At 32.7% G+C, this 18,838-nt stretch carries 17 protein-coding genes; 6 read left to right on the top strand and 11 right to left on the bottom strand.

Going from position 1 to position 18,838, the window contains the following annotated elements; translation table 11 throughout:
• Positions 1–192: 192 nt before the first annotated feature.
• The gene (pafA, locus tag C8C83_RS14410) at positions 193–1,839 is read left to right on the top strand and encodes an alkaline phosphatase PafA (protein WP_121329155.1); all 1,647 of its coding nucleotides are present in this window, start codon (positions 193–195) and stop codon (positions 1,837–1,839) included.
• A gap of 135 nt (positions 1,840–1,974) precedes the next feature.
• Here pafA and ald read toward each other — a convergent pair whose 3' ends face one another.
• Positions 1,975–3,093 carry an alanine dehydrogenase gene (gene ald, locus C8C83_RS14415; RefSeq protein WP_121329156.1) on the bottom strand — a complete coding sequence of 373 codons (1,119 nt, stop codon included), beginning with the start codon at positions 3,091–3,093 and terminating at the stop codon, positions 1,975–1,977.
• 199 nt (positions 3,094–3,292) lie between these two features.
• Between ald and C8C83_RS14420 the strand changes: the two genes are divergently transcribed.
• Positions 3,293–3,751 (top strand): Lrp/AsnC family transcriptional regulator, encoded by a 459-nt coding sequence (locus C8C83_RS14420; RefSeq protein WP_041516998.1) that lies wholly within the window; start codon positions 3,293–3,295, stop codon positions 3,749–3,751.
• A gap of 62 nt (positions 3,752–3,813) precedes the next feature.
• Here C8C83_RS14420 and C8C83_RS14425 read toward each other — a convergent pair whose 3' ends face one another.
• Together C8C83_RS14425 and C8C83_RS14430 are read right to left on the bottom strand one after the other, a co-directional pair.
• Positions 3,814–5,262: a glyceraldehyde-3-phosphate dehydrogenase gene (locus C8C83_RS14425; RefSeq protein ID WP_121329157.1), complete on the bottom strand. Its 1,449-nt coding sequence runs from the start codon at positions 5,260–5,262 to the stop codon at positions 3,814–3,816.
• Between the two features lie 219 nt (positions 5,263–5,481).
• Positions 5,482–6,882, bottom strand: coding sequence for a trypsin-like peptidase domain-containing protein (locus tag C8C83_RS14430; RefSeq protein WP_121329158.1), 1,401 nt, complete (start codon positions 6,880–6,882; stop codon positions 5,482–5,484).
• Between the two features lie 139 nt (positions 6,883–7,021).
• Here C8C83_RS14430 and dapF point away from each other — a divergent pair, with 139 nt between their 5' ends.
• The 4 genes from dapF (at position 7,022) to C8C83_RS14450 (ending at position 10,704) form a co-directional block, all read left to right on the top strand.
• A complete protein-coding gene (gene dapF, locus C8C83_RS14435) occupies positions 7,022–7,804 on the top strand; it encodes a diaminopimelate epimerase (protein ID WP_121329159.1) in 783 nt (260 codons plus the stop codon).
• Between the two features lie 93 nt (positions 7,805–7,897).
• Complete coding sequence (locus tag C8C83_RS14440) at positions 7,898–8,431, top strand: GNAT family protein (protein ID WP_099709223.1); 534 nt, start codon at positions 7,898–7,900, stop codon at positions 8,429–8,431.
• Positions 8,432–8,441: 10 nt separating this feature from the next.
• Positions 8,442–9,482: an endolytic transglycosylase MltG gene (gene mltG / locus C8C83_RS14445; RefSeq protein ID WP_121329160.1), complete on the top strand. Its 1,041-nt coding sequence runs from the start codon at positions 8,442–8,444 to the stop codon at positions 9,480–9,482.
• 574 nt (positions 9,483–10,056) lie between these two features.
• Entirely contained in the window at positions 10,057–10,704 is a 648-nt protein-coding gene (locus tag C8C83_RS14450) for a peptidoglycan-binding protein LysM (RefSeq protein ID WP_099709221.1), read from the top strand.
• A gap of 52 nt (positions 10,705–10,756) precedes the next feature.
• Here C8C83_RS14450 and scpA read toward each other — a convergent pair whose 3' ends face one another.
• The 8 genes from scpA to C8C83_RS14490 form a co-directional block, all read right to left on the bottom strand.
• On the bottom strand, positions 10,757–12,895 hold the full coding sequence (gene scpA, locus C8C83_RS14455) for a methylmalonyl-CoA mutase (RefSeq protein ID WP_121329161.1): 2,139 nt from the start codon (positions 12,893–12,895) through the stop codon (positions 10,757–10,759).
• A gap of 12 nt (positions 12,896–12,907) precedes the next feature.
• A complete protein-coding gene (locus C8C83_RS14460; protein WP_121329162.1) occupies positions 12,908–13,111 on the bottom strand; it encodes a hypothetical protein in 204 nt (67 codons plus the stop codon).
• Between the two features lie 44 nt (positions 13,112–13,155).
• On the bottom strand, positions 13,156–14,520 hold the full coding sequence (locus C8C83_RS14465) for a methylmalonyl-CoA mutase subunit beta (RefSeq protein ID WP_132011794.1): 1,365 nt from the start codon (positions 14,518–14,520) through the stop codon (positions 13,156–13,158).
• 16 nt (positions 14,521–14,536) lie between these two features.
• Entirely contained in the window at positions 14,537–14,872 is a 336-nt protein-coding gene (locus tag C8C83_RS14470) for a septum formation initiator family protein (RefSeq protein ID WP_121329163.1), read from the bottom strand.
• 153 nt (positions 14,873–15,025) lie between these two features.
• Entirely contained in the window at positions 15,026–15,634 is a 609-nt protein-coding gene (gene udk, locus C8C83_RS14475; RefSeq protein WP_083695767.1) for a uridine kinase, read from the bottom strand.
• 257 nt (positions 15,635–15,891) lie between these two features.
• Complete coding sequence (locus C8C83_RS14480; protein ID WP_165877239.1) at positions 15,892–16,773, bottom strand: SDR family oxidoreductase; 882 nt, start codon at positions 16,771–16,773, stop codon at positions 15,892–15,894.
• A gap of 77 nt (positions 16,774–16,850) precedes the next feature.
• The gene (locus C8C83_RS14485) at positions 16,851–17,978 is read right to left on the bottom strand and encodes a methionine aminotransferase (protein WP_121329164.1); all 1,128 of its coding nucleotides are present in this window, start codon (positions 17,976–17,978) and stop codon (positions 16,851–16,853) included.
• Positions 17,979–18,033: 55 nt separating this feature from the next.
• Complete coding sequence (locus C8C83_RS14490; protein ID WP_072973224.1) at positions 18,034–18,747, bottom strand: SAM-dependent methyltransferase; 714 nt, start codon at positions 18,745–18,747, stop codon at positions 18,034–18,036.
• Between the last annotated feature and the right edge of the window lie 91 nt (positions 18,748–18,838).

Raw genomic sequence — 18,838 nt, forward strand, 5'->3', positions numbered from 1 at the left:
GTTTTATTAAACTTCTATCACAAAAGATTTAGCGCACAGCCCGACCCGCCGCGGAGGGAAACGACATAAGTAGAAAACTACTTTTGCGAATTATTTTTTGTTAAATAAAAGTCAATTTTGTGTTTTAAATTATCGTGAGTTAGCCTTTTAAAATGTGAATCAGTATTTTTGTGTAAATATTATAATTTAAGTATGAAAAAAAGTATTGTATTGTTGACATTGTTTGTTATCTCAAATTTAAGTGCTCAACAGCGCCCTAAGTTGGTTGTAGGTATTGTAGTTGATCAAATGAAAATGGAATATTTATATCGGTTTTCGGATGATTTTTCTCCAAATGGATTTAAGAGATTAATGGATAATGGATATACTTTTCAGAATATGCATTATAATTATATGCCAACTTACACTGCTCCGGGACATGCTTCAATTTATACTGGTACAACTCCATCGACTCACGGAATTGTAGGTAACGAATGGTTTAGTAGAACTCTTGGTAAAGAAATGTATTGTACTGATGATGCATCTGTAAAAACTGTAGGGGACGGAACTGTGGAAGAAGGTGCAATGTCTCCAAAAAATCTTCAAAGTACTACTATTACGGATGAAGTAAGAATGGCTACTAATTTTCAAGGAAAAGTTATTGGTATGAGTCTTAAAGATCGTGGAGCAATTTTGCCGGCAGGTCATTTTGCTAACTGGGCTTTTTGGTATAGTAAAACAGGTTCTTTTATTTCAAGTACATTTTATGGTGAGAAATTACCGGAATGGGTTACTGAGTTTAATAGTGAGAAACATTACATGCCTTACATTAATAAAGGATGGGATTTGTACAAACCAGCTTCAACTTATAACGAAAGTTTACCTGATAACAATCCGTATGAAGGAAAACTTTACGGAAGTGCTGCTCCAGTTTTTCCATACGATCTAAAAACGATGTATGAGAAAAATGATGCAGGAGTTTTACGAGCTACTCCTTTTGGTAATGATTTGTTAGCTGAATTTGCTAAAAGAGCTATTGAAAAAGAAGAATTAGGAAAAGATAATATTACTGATTTCTTAACAGTTAGTTTTTCTTCTACAGATTATGTAGGACATTTGCTAGGGCCACGTTCTATGGAACTTCAAGATACTTACTTAAGATTGGATCAAACTATTGCAGACTTTTTGGCTTATCTTGATAAAACAGTTGGAAAAGGGAATTATTTATTATTCTTAACTGCTGATCATGCAGGAGCTGAGAATGTTATTTACTTGAAAGATCGTAAATATAATGTTGATAATTATCCTTCAAAAGATGTTAAAAAGAGTTTGCAAGACTTTTCTATAAAGACATTTGGTGTTGATTTGATTTTGAATTATTCGAACTTTAATATCTTCTTCAATAAACAAATCATTAAAGACAAAGGTTTAGATCTTGTGAAAGTAAAACAAGCTTTTAAAGAGTTTTTGATTTCACAACCGCAAGTTAAGAGAGTATATACTGAAGAAGAAATTTTAGCAAATTCCGGAAATGATTATTACTTAAATTTTGTTGCAAAAGGATACGATGTAACTCAGGATGGTGATATGATAATTATCGATAAACCTGGTGATATCGAATATTCGACTACAGGAACATCACACGGAACGCCTTATAGTTATGATACTCATGTTCCTGCGATTTTTTACGGATGGCATATTAAAAAAGGAGAATCACATGATAAGAAAGCTATTACTGAGATCGCTCCAACAATTGCTCAAAAAATAAAGGTTAGTTTTCCTAATGGAACCGAAGCAAAAGTATTGCAAGAAGTTTTAGATGAGAAAAATGATAAAAGCGAGAAAAATGATAAAAAATAGTTCTCTCTATTTTTTATAAAGAATAAGCCTGTCATAATTAGTGACAGGTTTTTTTATGTCAAAAAAAAGGCTTTTCAATTAAGAAAAGCCTTTTTAAATAGTGTTTGTATAGTAAGCACTTATTTTAATGTTAGCCTATGCGTTTGCTAACACTAATTCTTCATTAAAAGGAAGATTCCAAGCTTCAGCAACTCCTTTGTAAAGAATTTTTCCGTTTGCAATATTTAATCCTTTTTTCAATTCTTCATTTTCGTTACATGCTTTTTCCCATCCTTTATTAGCTAATTGTACTGCATATGGCAAAGTAGCATTTGTTAAAGCTAATGTAGATGTATAAGGTACTGCACCTGGCATATTAGCCACACAGTAGTGAACGATATCATCAATAATAAAAGTAGGGTTTTCGTGAGTTGTAGGAGTACAAGTCTCAATACAACCACCTTGATCAACAGCTACGTCAACAACAACAGTTCCCGGACGCATTAATTTAAGCATGTCACGAGTGATTAAGTGAGGTGCTTTTGCTCCTGGAATTAAAACTGCTCCAACGATTAAATCAGCTGTAGCGATTGCTTTTGTGATGTTATAATGGTTAGACATTTCTGTACTTACGTTTGCTGGCATAATATCATCTAAATGACGTAAACGTGGCAAGCTTAAATCCATGATAGTTACCTGAGCACCTAAACCAGCAGCCATTTTTGCAGCTTGAGTTCCTACAATTCCTCCACCAAGTACTAATACTTTTGCTGGTGGAACACCTGGTACACCTCCTAAAAGGATTCCTCTACCTTTTAATGGTTTTTCAAGATATTTTGCTCCTTGTTGAATAGCCATACGACCTGCAACTTCAGACATTGGAACTAATAATGGTAAACTACGGTCTGTTTTTTCAACAGTTTCGTATGCTAAACATACAGCACCTTTCTCAAGCATTGCGTGAGTTAATGGCTCAGATGAAGCGAAGTGAAAGTAAGTAAATAATAATTGATCTTTTTTGATTAGTGGATATTCAGAAGCGATTGGCTCTTTTACTTTGATAATCATCTCAGCAATTGCATATACTTCTTCAATAGTTCCAAGAACTACTGCACCTGCAGCTGCATATTCATCATCAGCAAATCCGCTACCTAGACCAGCAGTTGCTTGTACATAAACTGTATGACCATGCTTTTTCATTTCAGAAACACCAGCTGGAGTTAATGCTACACGATTCTCATTATTCTTAATTTCTTTTGGAACACCTATTATCATTTTGTTATGTTTTTTAGTTTTTTGTAAATTGTTTTACAAATCTACAGATAGAGAATATATTATTGATAATGGCGCATTAAATAAGAAAATATTATTTTATTTCATACTTTTACAGAAATTTATTCTTTTTAAGATCAATTTTACTTCCTCAAAAAGAAAAAATGACTAAATTTTAGTACTCATAGAAAACGTTTTCGTTATGGCTTTAGATGAAATAGACAAAAAAATCTTACGACTTTTACAGGAAAATGCGCACTACACTTTAAAAGACATCGCAAACAAGATTAATCTATCGTTAACACCTGTTCATGATCGTGTTAAACGTCTTGAAAAAGAGGGTGTTATAGAAAAATACGTTTCGATTTTAAACAAGAAGAAATTAGGCAATAATCTCACTGTTTATTGTCAGGTTACCTTAACAAAACAAACTTACGATACCTCCGAAGGATTTAATCAGTCAATTTTGAATTTACCAGAAGTTGTTGAGTGTAATTATGTTTCGGGAAATTTTGATTATATGCTCAAGATTATTATTCCAGATATGGAAAGTTATCACCATTTTCATCAAAAAAAATTATCAATTTTACCGGAAGTTTCTCTTATTAATACCGTTTTTGTTATTTCAGAAGTTAAGAGTACAACTGTTTTACCTATTTAAATAAAAACAAAAAACCACCAAGAGAAATTGATGGTTTTAAGAATAGTGGTTTTGGTCTTATATTAATAGTAAGTATAACGTCTTACTTTGGCAATATACTTTGCTAAACGAATTACTTGATGACTATAGCCATATTCGTTATCATACCAGATATAAAGTACAATGTTTTTTCCGTCCTTAGAAACAATTGTAGCATTACTGTCGTAAATTGAAGGTGCAGAAGTCCCAACAATATCAGAAGAAACTAATTCATTATTCAATGAATATTTAATTTGTTCTACCAATTCCCCTTCAAGGGCATATTTTTTCATGATTTTATTAATTGCAGGAATTGAAGTCGCTTTCTTAACTTCTAAATTCAAGACAACTAAAGATCCATTCGGAACAGGAACACGAATAGCATTCGAAGTCAGTTTTCCTTCTAAAGATGGTAATGCTTTAGCAACCGCGCTTCCGGCACCAGTTTCAGTAATTACCATATTTAAAGCTGCTGCTCTGCCGCGACGATATTTTTTATGCATATTATCAACCAAATTTTGGTCATTTGTATAAGCATGAATAGTTTCCAGATGTCCTTTGACAACACCTAAAGTATCTTCGATTACTTTTAAAACTGGTGTAATAGCATTTGTAGTGCATGAAGCTGCTGAGAAAATATCATTTTCGTCAGGATTATATTCATTATGATTTACACCGTGTACAATATTTGGAATCCCTTTTCCGGGAGCAGTCAATAAAACCTTGCTAACACCTTGTGAGGTTAAATGTCTTTTTAAAGCTTCTTCGGTGGTAAAAACTCCGGTATTATCAATAACTAAAGCGTCATTGATTCCGTATTGTGTATAATCAATTTCTTCTGGAGAGTTTGCTGCAATGATATGAACGGTTGTTCCGTTAATAATCAAAGCATTATTTTTTGCGTCGGCAATTACAGATCCTTGAAAGTCACCGTGAATAGAGTCGTATCGCAATAGAGAAGCTCGTTTCTCTAAACTTGATGCATCACTTTTATCACGTAAAACAATTGCTCTCAAACGCAATTGATTTCCTTTTCCGGTTTTAGACATTAGCTCTCTTGCTAATATGCGCCCAATTCGGCCAAAGCCATATAAAACAACATCTTTAGGCTGAATTTCTTCAGATGATTTGGCTTTTTTTAGTTTATCCAAAACAAAATATCTTGCATCTGGATATTTTTCATCTTCTAAACGATATTCATAAGTAAGTTTTCCAAGGTCTAATTTTGCAGGTGGAAGATCTAGTGAAAGAACAACTCTTGCAATTTCAACCGAGTCAAAAATAGTAATTGGCTTACCTACAAATTCGCCTGCGTATTGATGTAAATTAATAATATCGCTGACATTTTTATCCAATAATTGATTTTTGAATAAAACCATTTCGATGGATTTATCATACCATAAATCGCTTATGATTTTGATTAATTCGACACCAGCTCTTCTTCGGTCGACTTGTAATGATACCTCTTTTTGGTACAACGTTTTTTTGCTCATAATTGATTAAATTGAAAAAAGAAAAACACAAATATTTTTTAATTTTGCGCAAAAGTATCCATTTCAATCGATTTCGTGAACTATTTTATGATTTATTTTTGAAAATAAAAAAGCCACCTTATTATTAAGATGGCTTTTTTTTAGTTTTCAGTTTCGGTTTCTGTTATCAGTTTTTTGCGACTGTAAATTGTGACTGAATACTGTGACTGTAAACTTTGATTAAATGATAATTCTAAGAATTTCTCCATTTTTATTTATCATTTCAAGACGTACACTTTGTCCTTCGTCTTTTTTACTTAAAAGTTTAGAAACGCTTTCGATATTTGTTGCTTTTACATTGTCAATACTCAAAATAATATTGCCTTGTAATTCGTTTTGATACTGCATAAGATTTTCATTATTGATGTTTTTGATTTTTACACCATAATCAATTCTGAATTTCTTTTTATCCGAAGCATCGATATTTTCTAATTCGATTCCTTTGAATTCAGTACTGTAAAATTCATTTTTACTTAATGTTACAGGAACGGTTTTCGTTTTTCCGTCTTTTATATAAGTTACTTTAACAACATCATTAGGACGTTTTGTATTAATGTAACCCGAAAGATCTGCATAAGTTGCAATATTCTGTTCATCAAGTTTTACAATAATATCACCTTTTGCAAGACCTGCTTTTTCGGCACCGGAATTTTTAGATACTTTACTAATATAAAAACCTTGTGTTTCTGTAATACCTAATTCTTTTGAAGCTGTACTATTTAATTCGCCACCTTCAACACCTAGAATTCCTCTTTGAACATTTCCAAATTCCATAATATCTTCGATTATTTTTCGAGCAATATTAGAAGGAACAGCAAATGAATATCCAACATAAGAACCGGTCATTGACGAAATCATGGTATTAATACCAATCAATTCACCTCGTGTATTTACTAAAGCACCACCACTGTTTCCAGGGTTTACTGCAGCATCAGTTTGAATAAACGACTGAATTCCTTTTGCATCTAAATTTCTGGCTTTCGCCGAAACAATTCCGGCAGTTACTGTCGAAGTCAAATTGTACGGATTACCAACTGCCAAAACCCATTCTCCAACTTTTACATTATCAGAATTGGCGAAAGCAGTATATGGAAGTTTTTCGTCTGCATTAATTTTTAGCAACGCGATATCCATTTTAGAATCCGTTCCAATAAGTTTTGCAGGATATGATTTTTTATTATTTAATGTAATTTCAATTTCTGTCGCGTCCTTAATTACGTGATTATTGGTCACAATATATCCGTCTTCAGAAATGATGACTCCTGATCCGGTACCAACTTGCTCTTGTTGTTGTCCGCCTCCATAACCATAGAAAAATTCCATCATAGGATTTGTAACTGTTCTTCGCGAAACATTTTTTACGTGAACAACAGTATGAACAGTCTTATCTGCGGCAGCTGTAAAATCGACAGTTTCGGCAGCTAAACCAACATTTTTACCAAAAGAATCGGGGGCAAGAGTAACAACAGAATTTCCTCTTCCAAAAAAAGAATTGTTGCTCTCAAATAATAATTTGTAAGCACCAAGGGTAGTTGCACCGCTAAGGAGTGAAACTAAAAATAAGGTTGAAAATCTTTTCATAATTACTATTTATGTTTAAGTTATTTTAAGTAAAAATATATCAAAAAAAAGCTGTTGTAAAGTGGTTTAACGCTCTTTAACATTGATTAACATTTCATTAATTATTTGTTCGTACTTTTGTGTAACTAATGTAAAAAAAATGCAAATAGAATTTTATAAATATCAAGGTACCGGAAACGATTTTGTAATGATTGATAATCGCTCAAATTTCTTTCCAAAAGAAGACATTAAATTAATTGAGCGCCTGTGTGACAGACGTTTTGGTATTGGAGCCGATGGACTTATTTTATTAGAAAATGACTCCGAAACTGACTTCAAAATGGTTTATTATAATTCCGATGGAAATCAAAGTTCCATGTGCGGAAATGGTGGTCGTTGCCTTGTCGCTTTCGCTAATCAATTAGGAGTAATTGAGAACAAAACAACCTTTATTGCGACAGATGGTTTGCATCATGCATCTGTGGGAGACGATGCTATTATTTCGTTACAAATGATCGATGTTGATGAAGTGCAAAAGAAAGATTCATACACTTTTTTAAATACAGGTTCTCCACATCATGTTCAGATTGTTGAAGATTTAGAGCATTATAATGTAAAAGATAATGGCGCTGCAATTCGTTATGGTGAATTATATGGAGAAAAAGGAAGCAATGTTAATTTTGTAAAGAAAGTTGACGAGAGTACTTTTTCGCTTCGTACTTATGAAAGAGGTGTAGAAGATGAAACTCTGGCTTGCGGAACTGGCGCAACTGCCGTTGCAATTGCAATGAATGCTATTGGAGAAACGAATAAAACTTCTATTAATTTAAATGTTGAAGGTGGAAAACTTGTGGTTTCTTTTGATAAAATAGGGGATCATTTTACAAATGTTTTCTTAACCGGACCCGCTAAATTTGTTTTTAAAGGAACAATAGAAATTTAATAAATGATGTCAGTCTGAGCGGAGTCGAAGACAAATTCTACATTCCAGGAAGAATAATCTAAAATCATCAATCTAAAATCTGAAATAAAATTAATGATTACACTCAAAGGAGAAAATATTTATTTACGTGCTTTAGAACCCAATGATTTAGAGTTTGTTTATGCAATGGAAAACGACGAAAGTATTTGGGAAGTAAGTAACACACAAACACCTTACAGTCGTTTTTTAGTTAGGCAATATCTCGAAAATGCACAGCAGGATATATATGAAGCTAAACAACTGCGTTTGGCAATTTGTCAGGATGTAGATTTTCCAGCTATCGGATTGATTGATTTATTTGAGTTTGATCCTAAAAATAACAAAGCAGGAATTGGAATTGTTATCCAAAAAGAAGAGAATAAAAGACAAAATGTAGGTTCTGAGGCATTAGAACTTTTGATCAAGTATTCTTTTCATAATTTAAATTTACATCAATTGTATGCAAATATTGCTGTAGGAAATGTAGCAAGTATAGCTCTTTTTACTAAATTTGGCTTTGAGAAAATAGGAATTAAAAAAGATTGGATTTTGCTAAATAACCACTATCAAGACGAGGCAATGTTTCAATTAATTAACAAACAAATTTAAAATTTACACTTTGAGCCTAAAAAAAATAATCACAATAACTGCTGTAGCCGTAATTTCAGCCTTAATGATTTACGGATTTGTTTTAATTAGTCAAATTTTCAGCGCCAATACTAAATTCGAAGAAAAAGAATTATATGTATACGTTCCAACGGGAGCTAATTATACTGATGTCAAAAAAATATTAGAACCGTATATCAAGAATTTTGAAAATTTTGAAATGGTTGCTAATAAAAGAAGCTATCCTGAAAATGTAAAGTCAGGTCGTTTCTTGCTTAAGAAAGACATGAATAATATGGACTTAGTCCGTGCAATGCGTTCAAATGTTCCTGTAAAATTAGCATTTAATAATCAGGAGCGTTTAGAGAATTTTGCAGGAAGAGTTGGTTCTGAGATCGAAGCAGATAGTTTATCATTAATGAAAGCTTTTAAAGATTCAACTTTCTTAGCAAGTAATGGTTTCAATGAAGACAATGTTTTTGCGATGTTTATTCCAAATACTTATGAGATTTACTGGAATACTTCTGCAGAGAAATTCCGTGATAAAATGATCAAAGAGTATCATAATTTCTGGACTGCAGAAAGAATTGAAAAAGCAAAAAAACAAGGTTTAACACCTGTTCAGGCTACAATCTTAGCTTCTATTGTTCATAAAGAATCAGTAAAGAAAGACGAAAGACCTCGTATTGCAGGAGTTTATTTGAACCGTTTACGTTTGGAAATGCCATTACAAGCAGATCCGACTGTTATTTATGCTTTAAAGTTGAGAGATAACAATTTTGATCAGGTTATTAAAAGAGTTTTTTATAATGACTTGATTATGAAATCTCCATATAACACTTACGTGAATGTGGGACTTCCTCCAGGCCCAATTGCAATGCCGGATATTACAGCCCTTGAAGCAGTTTTAAATCCTGAAAAGAACGATTATATCTATTTCTGTGCTAGTGTTGAACGCTTCGGATATCATGAATTTGCTTCTACATTGGCAGAACATAATGTAAATGCAAAGAAATATTCGGACTGGATTGCTAGTCAAGGAGTAACGAGATAGTTTTTAATTATCTTAAAAATATTTAGAAAACCGAAGTTTAAAGCTTCGGTTTTTTTATGACCTTTTAATAGATGTTCTCCAGATGAAATCATATGATTTTAGTTAACAATAAAGCAGATTAATTAATCTGTTATTTTCTAATTTTTAAGATCCTTTTTAGAGTTTATAATTAAAAAAGAAATAGAACTATATTCTCTTTTTGATTTATTCATAAAAACATAAAATTGGAGTAACGCAAATTTTACTTTTGCTGCCGATTGTTAAATAATTGCATTAAAACAATATTTTATATTCATAAAAAACATTAAAAATGTGTAGGTTTTATCTTTCTATTTTAACAAATTTGATAAAAAAATGATAAAAATGACATTTTTTGAATTTCTTTTTTGATGGTTTTGGAGTAAAATATTAGTCTTGCCCGAACGCTCGAAAACTGCATCAATAAAGGGATTGAAGAGGATATTTGTAATTTCAAAATTATGTAAATATCTGGTATTCAGTATTGTTTTGTATTTATTATCTTTGCATCGTAGAAATTTCAAGAGGGTGACAGCGTTTTGAAGAAAAACAATTTATGATAAAGAAATGGTATTTTTATGCGAGTTTGATCGTTATTATTACATTTTTAAGTTTGGGTTTTAAACCCTTTAATCTAGAAACCAAACCTTGGTTTTTAATAGAAAAAACAGATGGATCTGAATATATATATCCATCGCTCGAAGAGGATGATTATCCTACTTTACACAAGTTAAATGTCCCATTTACAGGAAAACGTCTTATAGGTTTTAAAGAAGCCGTTGCCTTTAAAGAATCACAAGGAAAATACCGACTGGTAAATTCACTTGGTTACATGGGAAAATATCAATTTGGAACCCAAGCATTAAGATCAATTGGTGTTCAAAATAAGAAAGCCTTTTTAAAAGATCCAGCCTTACAAGAAAAAGCATTTATTGCGTTATTGTCCAAAAACAAATGGATTCTGCGTAATGAAATTGAAAGGTATGAAGGGAAAATTGTCAATGGTATTGCAATTACCGAATCAGGAATTTTAGCCGCTGCACATCTTGGAGGCGCAGGTTCAGTTAAAAACTTTTTCAAAAACAAAGGAAACAGGCATTTTAGAGATGCTTACGGAACTTCTTTGAAAAGTTATCTGAAAGCCTTTGGCGGATATGATCTTTCTTATATTGAAGCAGATAGTAATGCTACAATACACGATTAAACATCAAACAAAAAACAAAAAATCCCGATAATTCGGGATTTTTTTATGTTTATTAGTCAATTAAGATTTCCAGAATTTTAATTGCCGCTTCACTAATTTTAGTTCCAGGACCAAAAACAGCTACTGCACCAGCATCAAATAGAAATTGATAGTCTTGCGCCGGAATTACACCGCCAACAATTACCATAATATCTTCACGACCGTGTTTTTTAAGTTCTTCAACAACTTGCGGTACTAATGTTTTATGTCCTGCGGCCAAAGATGAAACGCCTAATATATGTACATCATTTTCCACAGCCTGTTTAGCAGCTTCTGCTGGAGTTTGAAATAGCGGACCAATATCAACATCAAAACCTACATCTGCATAACCTGTTGCGACTACTTTTGCGCCACGATCATGCCCGTCTTGTCCCATTTTGGCAATCATGATTCTGGGACGTCTACCTTCTTGTTTTGCAAAGGCATCTGCTAATTGTTTTGCCTTTTCAAAATTTTCGTCATTTTTTATTGCTGCACTATACACACCGCTAAAGGATTTAATTTGTGCCTTGAATCGACCAAAAATACTTTCGAGAGCATCGCTAATTTCTCCTAAAGTCGCTCTGTTTCGAGCAGCTTCAATAGCAATTTCCAATAAGTTTCCTTGTCCGGTTTTTGCACAAAGTATTAATTTTTCCAGTGATTGATTTACTTTTTCAGTATCTCTCGTTGCTTTTATTTCCTGAAGCCTTTCTACTTGTTGCTTACGAACCATTTGGTTGTCAACATCCAGAATATGCAAAGGATCTTCTTTTTCTAATCTAAATTGATTTACACCAACAATAATATCTTGGCCGCTATCAATTCGGGCTTGTTTTCTTGCCGCCGCTTCTTCAATTCTTAATTTAGGAATTCCTGCTTCGATAGCTTTTGTCATTCCGCCTAACTCTTCTACTTCTTCGATTAGTTTCCAGGTGCTTTTTAGGATTTCATTTGTCAAACTTTCCACATAATAACTTCCTCCCCAAGGATCAACTGTTTTGGTTATTTTAGTTTCTTCTTGTAGAAATATTTGAGTATTGCGTGCAATTCTTGCCGAAAAATCTGTTGGTAAAGCAATTGCTTCATCAAGTGCATTAGTATGTAAAGATTGAGTTCCTCCAAAAGCTGCGGCAGTTGCTTCAATACAAGTTCTTGCTACATTATTAAAAGGATCTTGTTCTGTTAAGCTCCAGCCACTAGTTTGACAATGTGTCCGTAAAGCTAAAGATTTATCACTTTTAGGATTAAATTGCTGTACTAATTTTGCCCAAATCATTCTGCCGGCACGCATTTTAGCGATTTCCATGAAATGATTCATTCCAATTGCCCAAAAGAAAGAAAGGCGAGGAGCAAACTCGTCAATAGTCATTCCTGTAGAAAGTCCGGTTCTGATATATTCTAAACCATCTGCTAAAGTATAAGCCAATTCAATATCGGCAGTTGCTCCGGCTTCCTGCATATGATATCCAGAAATCGAGATAGAATTGAATTTCGGCATTTTCTTGCTCGTAAACTCAAAAATATCTGCAATTATTTTCATCGAAGGCGTTGGTGGATAAATATAAGTATTACGAACCATGAACTCTTTTAGAATATCATTTTGGATTGTTCCGGAAAGTTTTCCAATGGCAACACCTTGTTCCTCAGCTGCAACAATATAAAATGCCATGATAGGTAAAACCGCACCATTCATTGTCATCGAAACAGACATTTCGTCTAATGGAATCTGATCGAACAATACTTTCATATCTTCAACAGAATCTATTGCAACGCCTGCTTTTCCAACATCACCAACAACTCTTTCATGATCAGAGTCATAACCGCGATGTGTTGGTAAATCAAAAGCAATTGAAAGTCCTTTTTGTCCGGCAGCTAAATTTCGTCTGTAAAAAGCATTACTTTCTTCTGCGGTTGAAAATCCTGCATATTGGCGAATTGTCCACGGACGTCTTACGTACATCGTTGCGTAAGGTCCGCGCAAGTTTGGTGCAAATCCTGCTCCAAACTCAAGAAACTCCAAATCCTCAATATCTTTTTCAGAATAGGTTTCTTTTAGTTCGATTCCTTCTGCTGTAAAAAAGCTCTCAGAAGTTAAATGTTGATCTTTATAATCAGCATTTAACTTGTCACTTTTAACATCTAACTTTATATGTTTAAGGTCTTTTCTCAATTGTAAAAAATGTTATTTAAATAGGTTTAAATCACTTTCAATTTCGTTTAAAAAATCATCAATATCAGTAGCCTTATTTGGATCTTTTAAAAAATTTTCTGTTCTTTTTCTAACTTCATCAATTTGCCATTTTAGAATTTTAGATTTGCTATTTTGAAGAGGTAAAATAGTTATAGAACCGTCTTCAACTGATAATATTTGTCTAATTGCTTCCATAATTATTTAGGTTTATATTCAAGTATGAGAATTTGAAATCTATATTATTCTAATTCTAAACGTTCCTGTTCTAGTTTTTCGGCTAATCTTTTTTCGATTATTGGTGTAATTAATGTTTTTCTTGGTTTTATTTTTACAAAAGGGAACAATTCTAAATCATGTTTCATTTTGTCGTCTTTATTAGGGTATTTATTCGTTCCTAGCAAAACTTCTTTTTTAGAATCGAACAAGTCCTGTTCTTTTGTTGCACTTTCCTGAATCTTCTTTTTGATAGTTCCATCGTTTAAAAGTTTCAGGAATCCACCACTAGCTTCAATATCTTTAAATAAAGTCAAACTTTTTTCGGCCAATTGTGCAGTCAAAGTTTCGATGTAATAACTTCCGTCAGCCGGATTATTTACTTTGTCAAAATAACTTTCGTGTTTTAAAACCAATAATTGATTTCGGGCGATTCTATCTCCAAATTCATTGTCTTTATGGTACAAAGAATCATAAGGCAGGTTGGCAACTGCATCTGCACCACCTAAAATTGCCGACATACATTCGGTTGTGGTACGAAGCATGTTTACATTGTAATCGTAAATCGTTTTATTTCGTTTGGTTGGCGTTACCAAAAAGTGACATTCTATATCAGGATTATATTCTGAAGCGATTAATTTGAAAAGCATTCGTAAAGCTCGAAGTTTTGCAATTTCAAAGAAATAATTTGTTCCAACTGAAATTTGAAAAACAATTGGTTTTGAAATAGTGCTCAAGCGATTCAAATATTCGTTTGCATGCCCTAAACTATACGCAATTTGTTGCGTGATATTTGCACCTGAATTTTGATATAATCCTAAATCTACGCTTAATAGCGAAAGATTTGTAGTTGTTTTTGAAATGTTTTCAATCGTTTCAAAATTATTTTTATCAGATGTAGTAAACCAATTTCCTTCTCTTGCAAAATGACCAATTGGATCAATATTACAATAAAAATTCGCTTTTTTCTGAATCGAAATGGTGTCTAATAATTTTACGAAATCGATTGAAATAAAGTTCAAATTAAAGTAAATGGTTCTATTTTCTAAAGGAAGAGTTTCTAATAATTTTTGAACATCGATTTTTTCGTTTTCTATTGTAAAACGTAAACTTTCTGCGCCTCTTTCGATAGTGTTTATAGCTCTTTGAATCGATTTTTCGATATCGTATACAAAGATGTTTTGACAAATTTTGAAATTTGAAGCATTGGTTTTTACTGGTGCTGATTTAGAAAATTCGTCAATATGATAGAAAGGTTTTACCTGAATATCTTCTGGAGAGTTCCAGATTACGGTTTCGTTATAATCAGCGCCATCTAATTCAAACTGAATTTTTTGTTTCCATTGTTTGGATGAAATCGGATTAAAATCGTCGAACAGGGTAGTAGCCATTGGGTTTTATTTCTGATTATTCTTTAGTATCTTGAATGGTATCTCCTTCAAATTGTATAATGTAAATATCTTCGCTGTCTTTTTTCATGAAGTACTTTTCGCGAGCATATTTTTCTATTTGTTCAGGGTTTTGAAGTTGTTTGATCTGTTCCTGATCTTTTTTTATCTCGTCCTGATAATATTTTTTATTGTCTTGTAATTCATTAATCTGTCCGTCTAAAAAACGATGGTCAAAATAAGAGTAATTGTCTAAAAACAACATCCAGACCACAAAAAACAGTAAAACCCAAACGTATTTGTTGCTCACTAATTTGAACCAGCGCTTGCCTTTATATGGATTTTTTAGTTTCATTTTCTCTTTAACAGATTACTTCTTATAAATTCGATTGGTGTTCTAGCTCCTATGGAGCCGGTATCCTTTTTATCCGCCGCGGCGGATAAAAAGATAAAGGCGAGAGCGGGTCCCGATAGCTATCGGGATTATGCAATAAATTTACGATAAAAATTATGAAATTCGTTGATTAATTACGGCACGAACTACATCAATTGCTACGGTATTGTATTTATCGTTTGGAATAATAATATCGGCAAATGCTTTTGATGGCTCGATAAATTGCTCGTGCATAGGTTTTAAAGTGTTTTGGTAACGGGTTAAAACCTCGTCGATGTCACGTCCGCGTTCTGAAATATCTCTTTTTAAACGACGAATTAATCTTTCGTCAGAATCTGCGTGAACAAATACTTTGATGTCACAAAGATCACGTAACTCAGGATTTGTCAAAATTAAAATCCCTTCAACAATCATAACTTTTCTAGGATGTGTTGATACAGTATCGTCAGTTCTGTTGTGTTGTATGAAAGAATATACGGGCTGATCGATAGTTTCTCCAGCTTTTAATGCTTTTAGATGTTTAACCAATAATTCAAAATCAATGGCACGTGGATGATCGAAATTAATTAATGCTCTTTCGTCAAACGATAAATTATCGGTTTGTTTATAGTACGAATCCTGAGAAATTACGCCCACTTCAGTGTCTGGTAATTCATTCATGATTTGGTGTACTACTGTCGTTTTTCCACTTCCTGTTCCTCCTGCAAGTCCAATAATGAGCATATAATTTTTGTTTGATATTTGTTTGGCAAAAATAATAATTTAACTGAATTGAATAAAAATATTAACGAATTAAACCATATAAGTGATATAAGTAAATTTAAGCAAACATATATTTAAACAATTTATTACTTCATTGAAATTATATCACTTATATGGTGAAAAACATAAAAAAAATCCCGAAAGTAAAACCTTCGGGATTTAGTGCAATCAGTATAGTTTTAATAATAAAATATTCTGAATTTAGTAAGCACGTAAAATTATTTATTCTTTTTTGCTTTTATCATCATTTCAAGCTGATCCCAAAGTTCTTCCGGAATTGCTTCAAGTAAATTAAATTGTCCGGCACCTTTTAACCATTCGCCACCATCGATTGTGATAACGTCTCCATTTACATAAGCTGAAAAATCAGAAACTAAATAAGCAGCTAAATTTGCTAATTCCTGATGATCACCAACACGTTTCAAAGGCACTTTTTTTGCCATATCAAACTTTTCGGCAAGATCTCCAGGCAATAATCTGTCCCACGCACCTTTTGTAGGGAATGGTCCTGGAGCAATTGCGTTAGAACGAATTCCGTATTTTGCCCATTCTACTGCTAAACTTCTTGTCATTGCAAGAACTCCGGCTTTTGCGGTAGCACTTGGTACAACATATGCAGAACCTGTCCAAGCGTAAGTTGTTACAATATTTAAAATCGTAGTTGATGTTTGTTTAGTATCAATCCAGTGTTTTCCAAAAGCTAGTGTACAGTTTTTTGAACCTTTTAATACGATATCTATAACAGTATCAAATGCATTTGCAGATAAACGTTCTGTAGGAGAAATGAAATTTCCTGCCGCATTGTTCAAAAGAACATCAACTTTTCCGAAAGTTTTTAAAACTTCCTGAAGCATATTTTCTACTTCTTCATAATGACGAACGTCACATTGAAGTGGTAAACATTTTCCTCCGGTTTCAGTTTCAAGTTCCGTGGCAGTGTTTTTAAGCTTTTCTAAATCTCTTGAAGTAATCGCTACCTGAGCTCCTAATTCTAAGAAGTATTTGGTCATAGCTTTTCCTAAACCGCTTCCTCCACCTGTAACAACAATGACCTTACCTTTTAAAGCGTCATCTCTTAACATTTTATCTGTATAGCTCATATTTTTTTCTTTTGATTACAATATTAAATAAATAAATAGGATGCACGCATAATAATGTTATAAAATTTTAATAAACTTTATATATTACCTAATTTTTTTGCTGCAGATTCTAAAGTGAAATTGTCTTTAGCGAAGCAAAAACGTATTAATTTTTGGTCTTTATGGTCAGAATAAAAGGTAGAAATAGGAATCGCAGCAACGCCATGATCTGTAATTAGTTTTTTGCAAAAAGTTACATCGTCTTCATTTGAAATATTTGCATAAGAAGCAACCTGAAAATAAGTTCCTTCGCAAGGTTTTAATTCAAATCGGCTATTTTGAAGTAATTTTTGAAAATAATCTCGCTTCTCCTGATAGAATTTTCCAAGTAAATTTACATCAACAATATCTAAATATTGGCTTATTGAAGCTTGTGAAATACTATTGACGCTAAAAACTAAAAACTGATGTACTTTTTTGATTTCTTTCATTAAATGTTCCGGAGCAACTGTATAACCAATTTTCCAACCTGTAATGTGGAAAGATTTTCCGAAAGAAGAAACCATAATACAACGTTCTAAAAGGAAATCTTTGGTGTGTGCAGAAATATGTTTTTCTTCGAAAGTGATGTATTCGTAAACTTCATCAGATAAAACGAGAATGTCAGGGTGTTTTGAAAGTAATCTTTTGAGTTGAAGAAAATCGTCTTCTGTCAGGATTTTTCCAGTTGGATTATGCGGATTGTTGATGATAATCATCTTGGTTTTTGATGAACACGCTTTTTCAATCGTTTCCCAATTTGGTGTGTAATCGTCATTTAATGCTACGCGAACGGGTTTTGCATTACATAGTAAAACAGGGGATTCATAAGAATCATAACTCGGATCCAGAATAATTACTTCATCATCCGTTTTAATTAAAGCTAGAATCGTAGTAAAAATTCCCTGAGTTGCTCCGGCAGTAACCAAAATTTCTGTTTCAGGATTAATGGTTCTGTTATAGGAACTTTGAACTAATTTTGCAATTTGATTCATCAAAGGCGGGAAACCTGCCATTGGCGTATATTGGTGAACATTTTCTTTAGCTAATCTTGCGATAATATCAGTTAATCTTTCGTCTACCGGAAAATTTGGAAATCCCTGCGAAAGATTTATAGCATTATATTCAGCTGCCATTTTAGACATTACTGTAAAAATACTGGTGGTAACATTTGGAAGTTTACTCATGATAAAGTTTGATTAGGGGAAAACTTGTGAGTACAATATAGGATAATTTTTACGATTACATTTTATGAATAATAAAAATTGTTGGTCTGTTGTGTAAATCTACTTTTAGTTTTTTCCAATCAGAAACACGCATTGTTTTAATAAATTCTGTTGGTAACGTAATATCAGTTGCAATGCAAAGATGAGTCGAAGGATTTACGATTTGTAAAATATCTTCCACTAATTTATTGTTTCTATAAGGAGTTTCTATGAAAATCTGAGATTGATTTTTATCCTGAGATAATTTCTCAAAATGTTTTAATGCCGATTTTTTCTCGTCTTTATCAATTGGTAAATATCCGTTGAAGGTAAAACTTTGTCCGTTCATTCCGGAAGCCATCATTGCTAATAAAATAGACGAAGGACCAACTAAAGGTACAACCTGAATTCCTTTTTCATGTGCCAATTTTACAATTACAGCACCAGGGTCTGCAACTCCGGGGCAACCGGCCTCGCTCATTAAACCTACATTTTTTCCTTCTAATAATGGTTTTATAAAATCTAAATGTTCACTTGGTTCAGTGCGTTTATTAAGTGTGAAAAGTATAAGTTCGGATTGTTTTTTCTCTGGAGAAACTGCTTTTATAGATTTTCTGGCTGTTTTTTCGTTTTCAACAATATAATGATCTATAAAATCAATACTTCTTTTTACGGTTTGCGGCAAAACATCCATCGGATCGCTTTCGCCCATTGTTGTTGGAATTAAATAAAGTTTTCCTAGAAGTTTCATGTGCGTTTTTTTAAGTGATAAAACGGATTTTATAAAAATAGAAATTTCTTTTCATGATTTTTCTTGAAAGAAAAAGATGAAAAGAATTAAT

Origin of the sequence: Flavobacterium sp. 90, assembly GCF_004339525.1 — a bacterium.
Lineage (GTDB): Bacteria > Bacteroidota > Bacteroidia > Flavobacteriales > Flavobacteriaceae > Flavobacterium.

Excerpts from the sequence above, each read along its gene's own strand:
- C8C83_RS14450 (WP_099709221.1), top strand. The coding sequence starts at position 10,057 with ATGATAAAGAAATGGTATTTTTATGCGAGTTTGATCGTTATTATTACA.
- ald (WP_121329156.1), bottom strand. The coding sequence starts at position 3,093 with ATGATAATAGGTGTTCCAAAAGAAATTAAGAATAATGAGAATCGTGTA.
- C8C83_RS14465 (WP_132011794.1), bottom strand. The coding sequence starts at position 14,520 with ATGGCTACTACCCTGTTCGACGATTTTAATCCGATTTCATCCAAACAA.
- C8C83_RS14420 (WP_041516998.1), top strand. The coding sequence starts at position 3,293 with ATGGCTTTAGATGAAATAGACAAAAAAATCTTACGACTTTTACAGGAA.
- C8C83_RS14470 (WP_121329163.1), bottom strand. The coding sequence starts at position 14,872 with ATGAAACTAAAAAATCCATATAAAGGCAAGCGCTGGTTCAAATTAGTG.
- C8C83_RS14480 (WP_165877239.1), bottom strand. The coding sequence starts at position 16,773 with ATGAGCTATACAGATAAAATGTTAAGAGATGACGCTTTAAAAGGTAAG.
- C8C83_RS14430 (WP_121329158.1), bottom strand. The coding sequence starts at position 6,882 with ATGAAAAGATTTTCAACCTTATTTTTAGTTTCACTCCTTAGCGGTGCA.
- C8C83_RS14460 (WP_121329162.1), bottom strand. The coding sequence starts at position 13,111 with ATGGAAGCAATTAGACAAATATTATCAGTTGAAGACGGTTCTATAACT.
- C8C83_RS14490 (WP_072973224.1), bottom strand. The coding sequence starts at position 18,747 with ATGAAACTTCTAGGAAAACTTTATTTAATTCCAACAACAATGGGCGAA.
- C8C83_RS14485 (WP_121329164.1), bottom strand. The coding sequence starts at position 17,978 with ATGAGTAAACTTCCAAATGTTACCACCAGTATTTTTACAGTAATGTCT.
- C8C83_RS14440 (WP_099709223.1), top strand. The coding sequence starts at position 7,898 with ATGATTACACTCAAAGGAGAAAATATTTATTTACGTGCTTTAGAACCC.
- C8C83_RS14425 (WP_121329157.1), bottom strand. The coding sequence starts at position 5,262 with ATGAGCAAAAAAACGTTGTACCAAAAAGAGGTATCATTACAAGTCGAC.
- pafA (WP_121329155.1), top strand. The coding sequence starts at position 193 with ATGAAAAAAAGTATTGTATTGTTGACATTGTTTGTTATCTCAAATTTA.
- udk (WP_083695767.1), bottom strand. The coding sequence starts at position 15,634 with ATGCTCATTATTGGACTTGCAGGAGGAACAGGAAGTGGAAAAACGACA.
- dapF (WP_121329159.1), top strand. The coding sequence starts at position 7,022 with ATGCAAATAGAATTTTATAAATATCAAGGTACCGGAAACGATTTTGTA.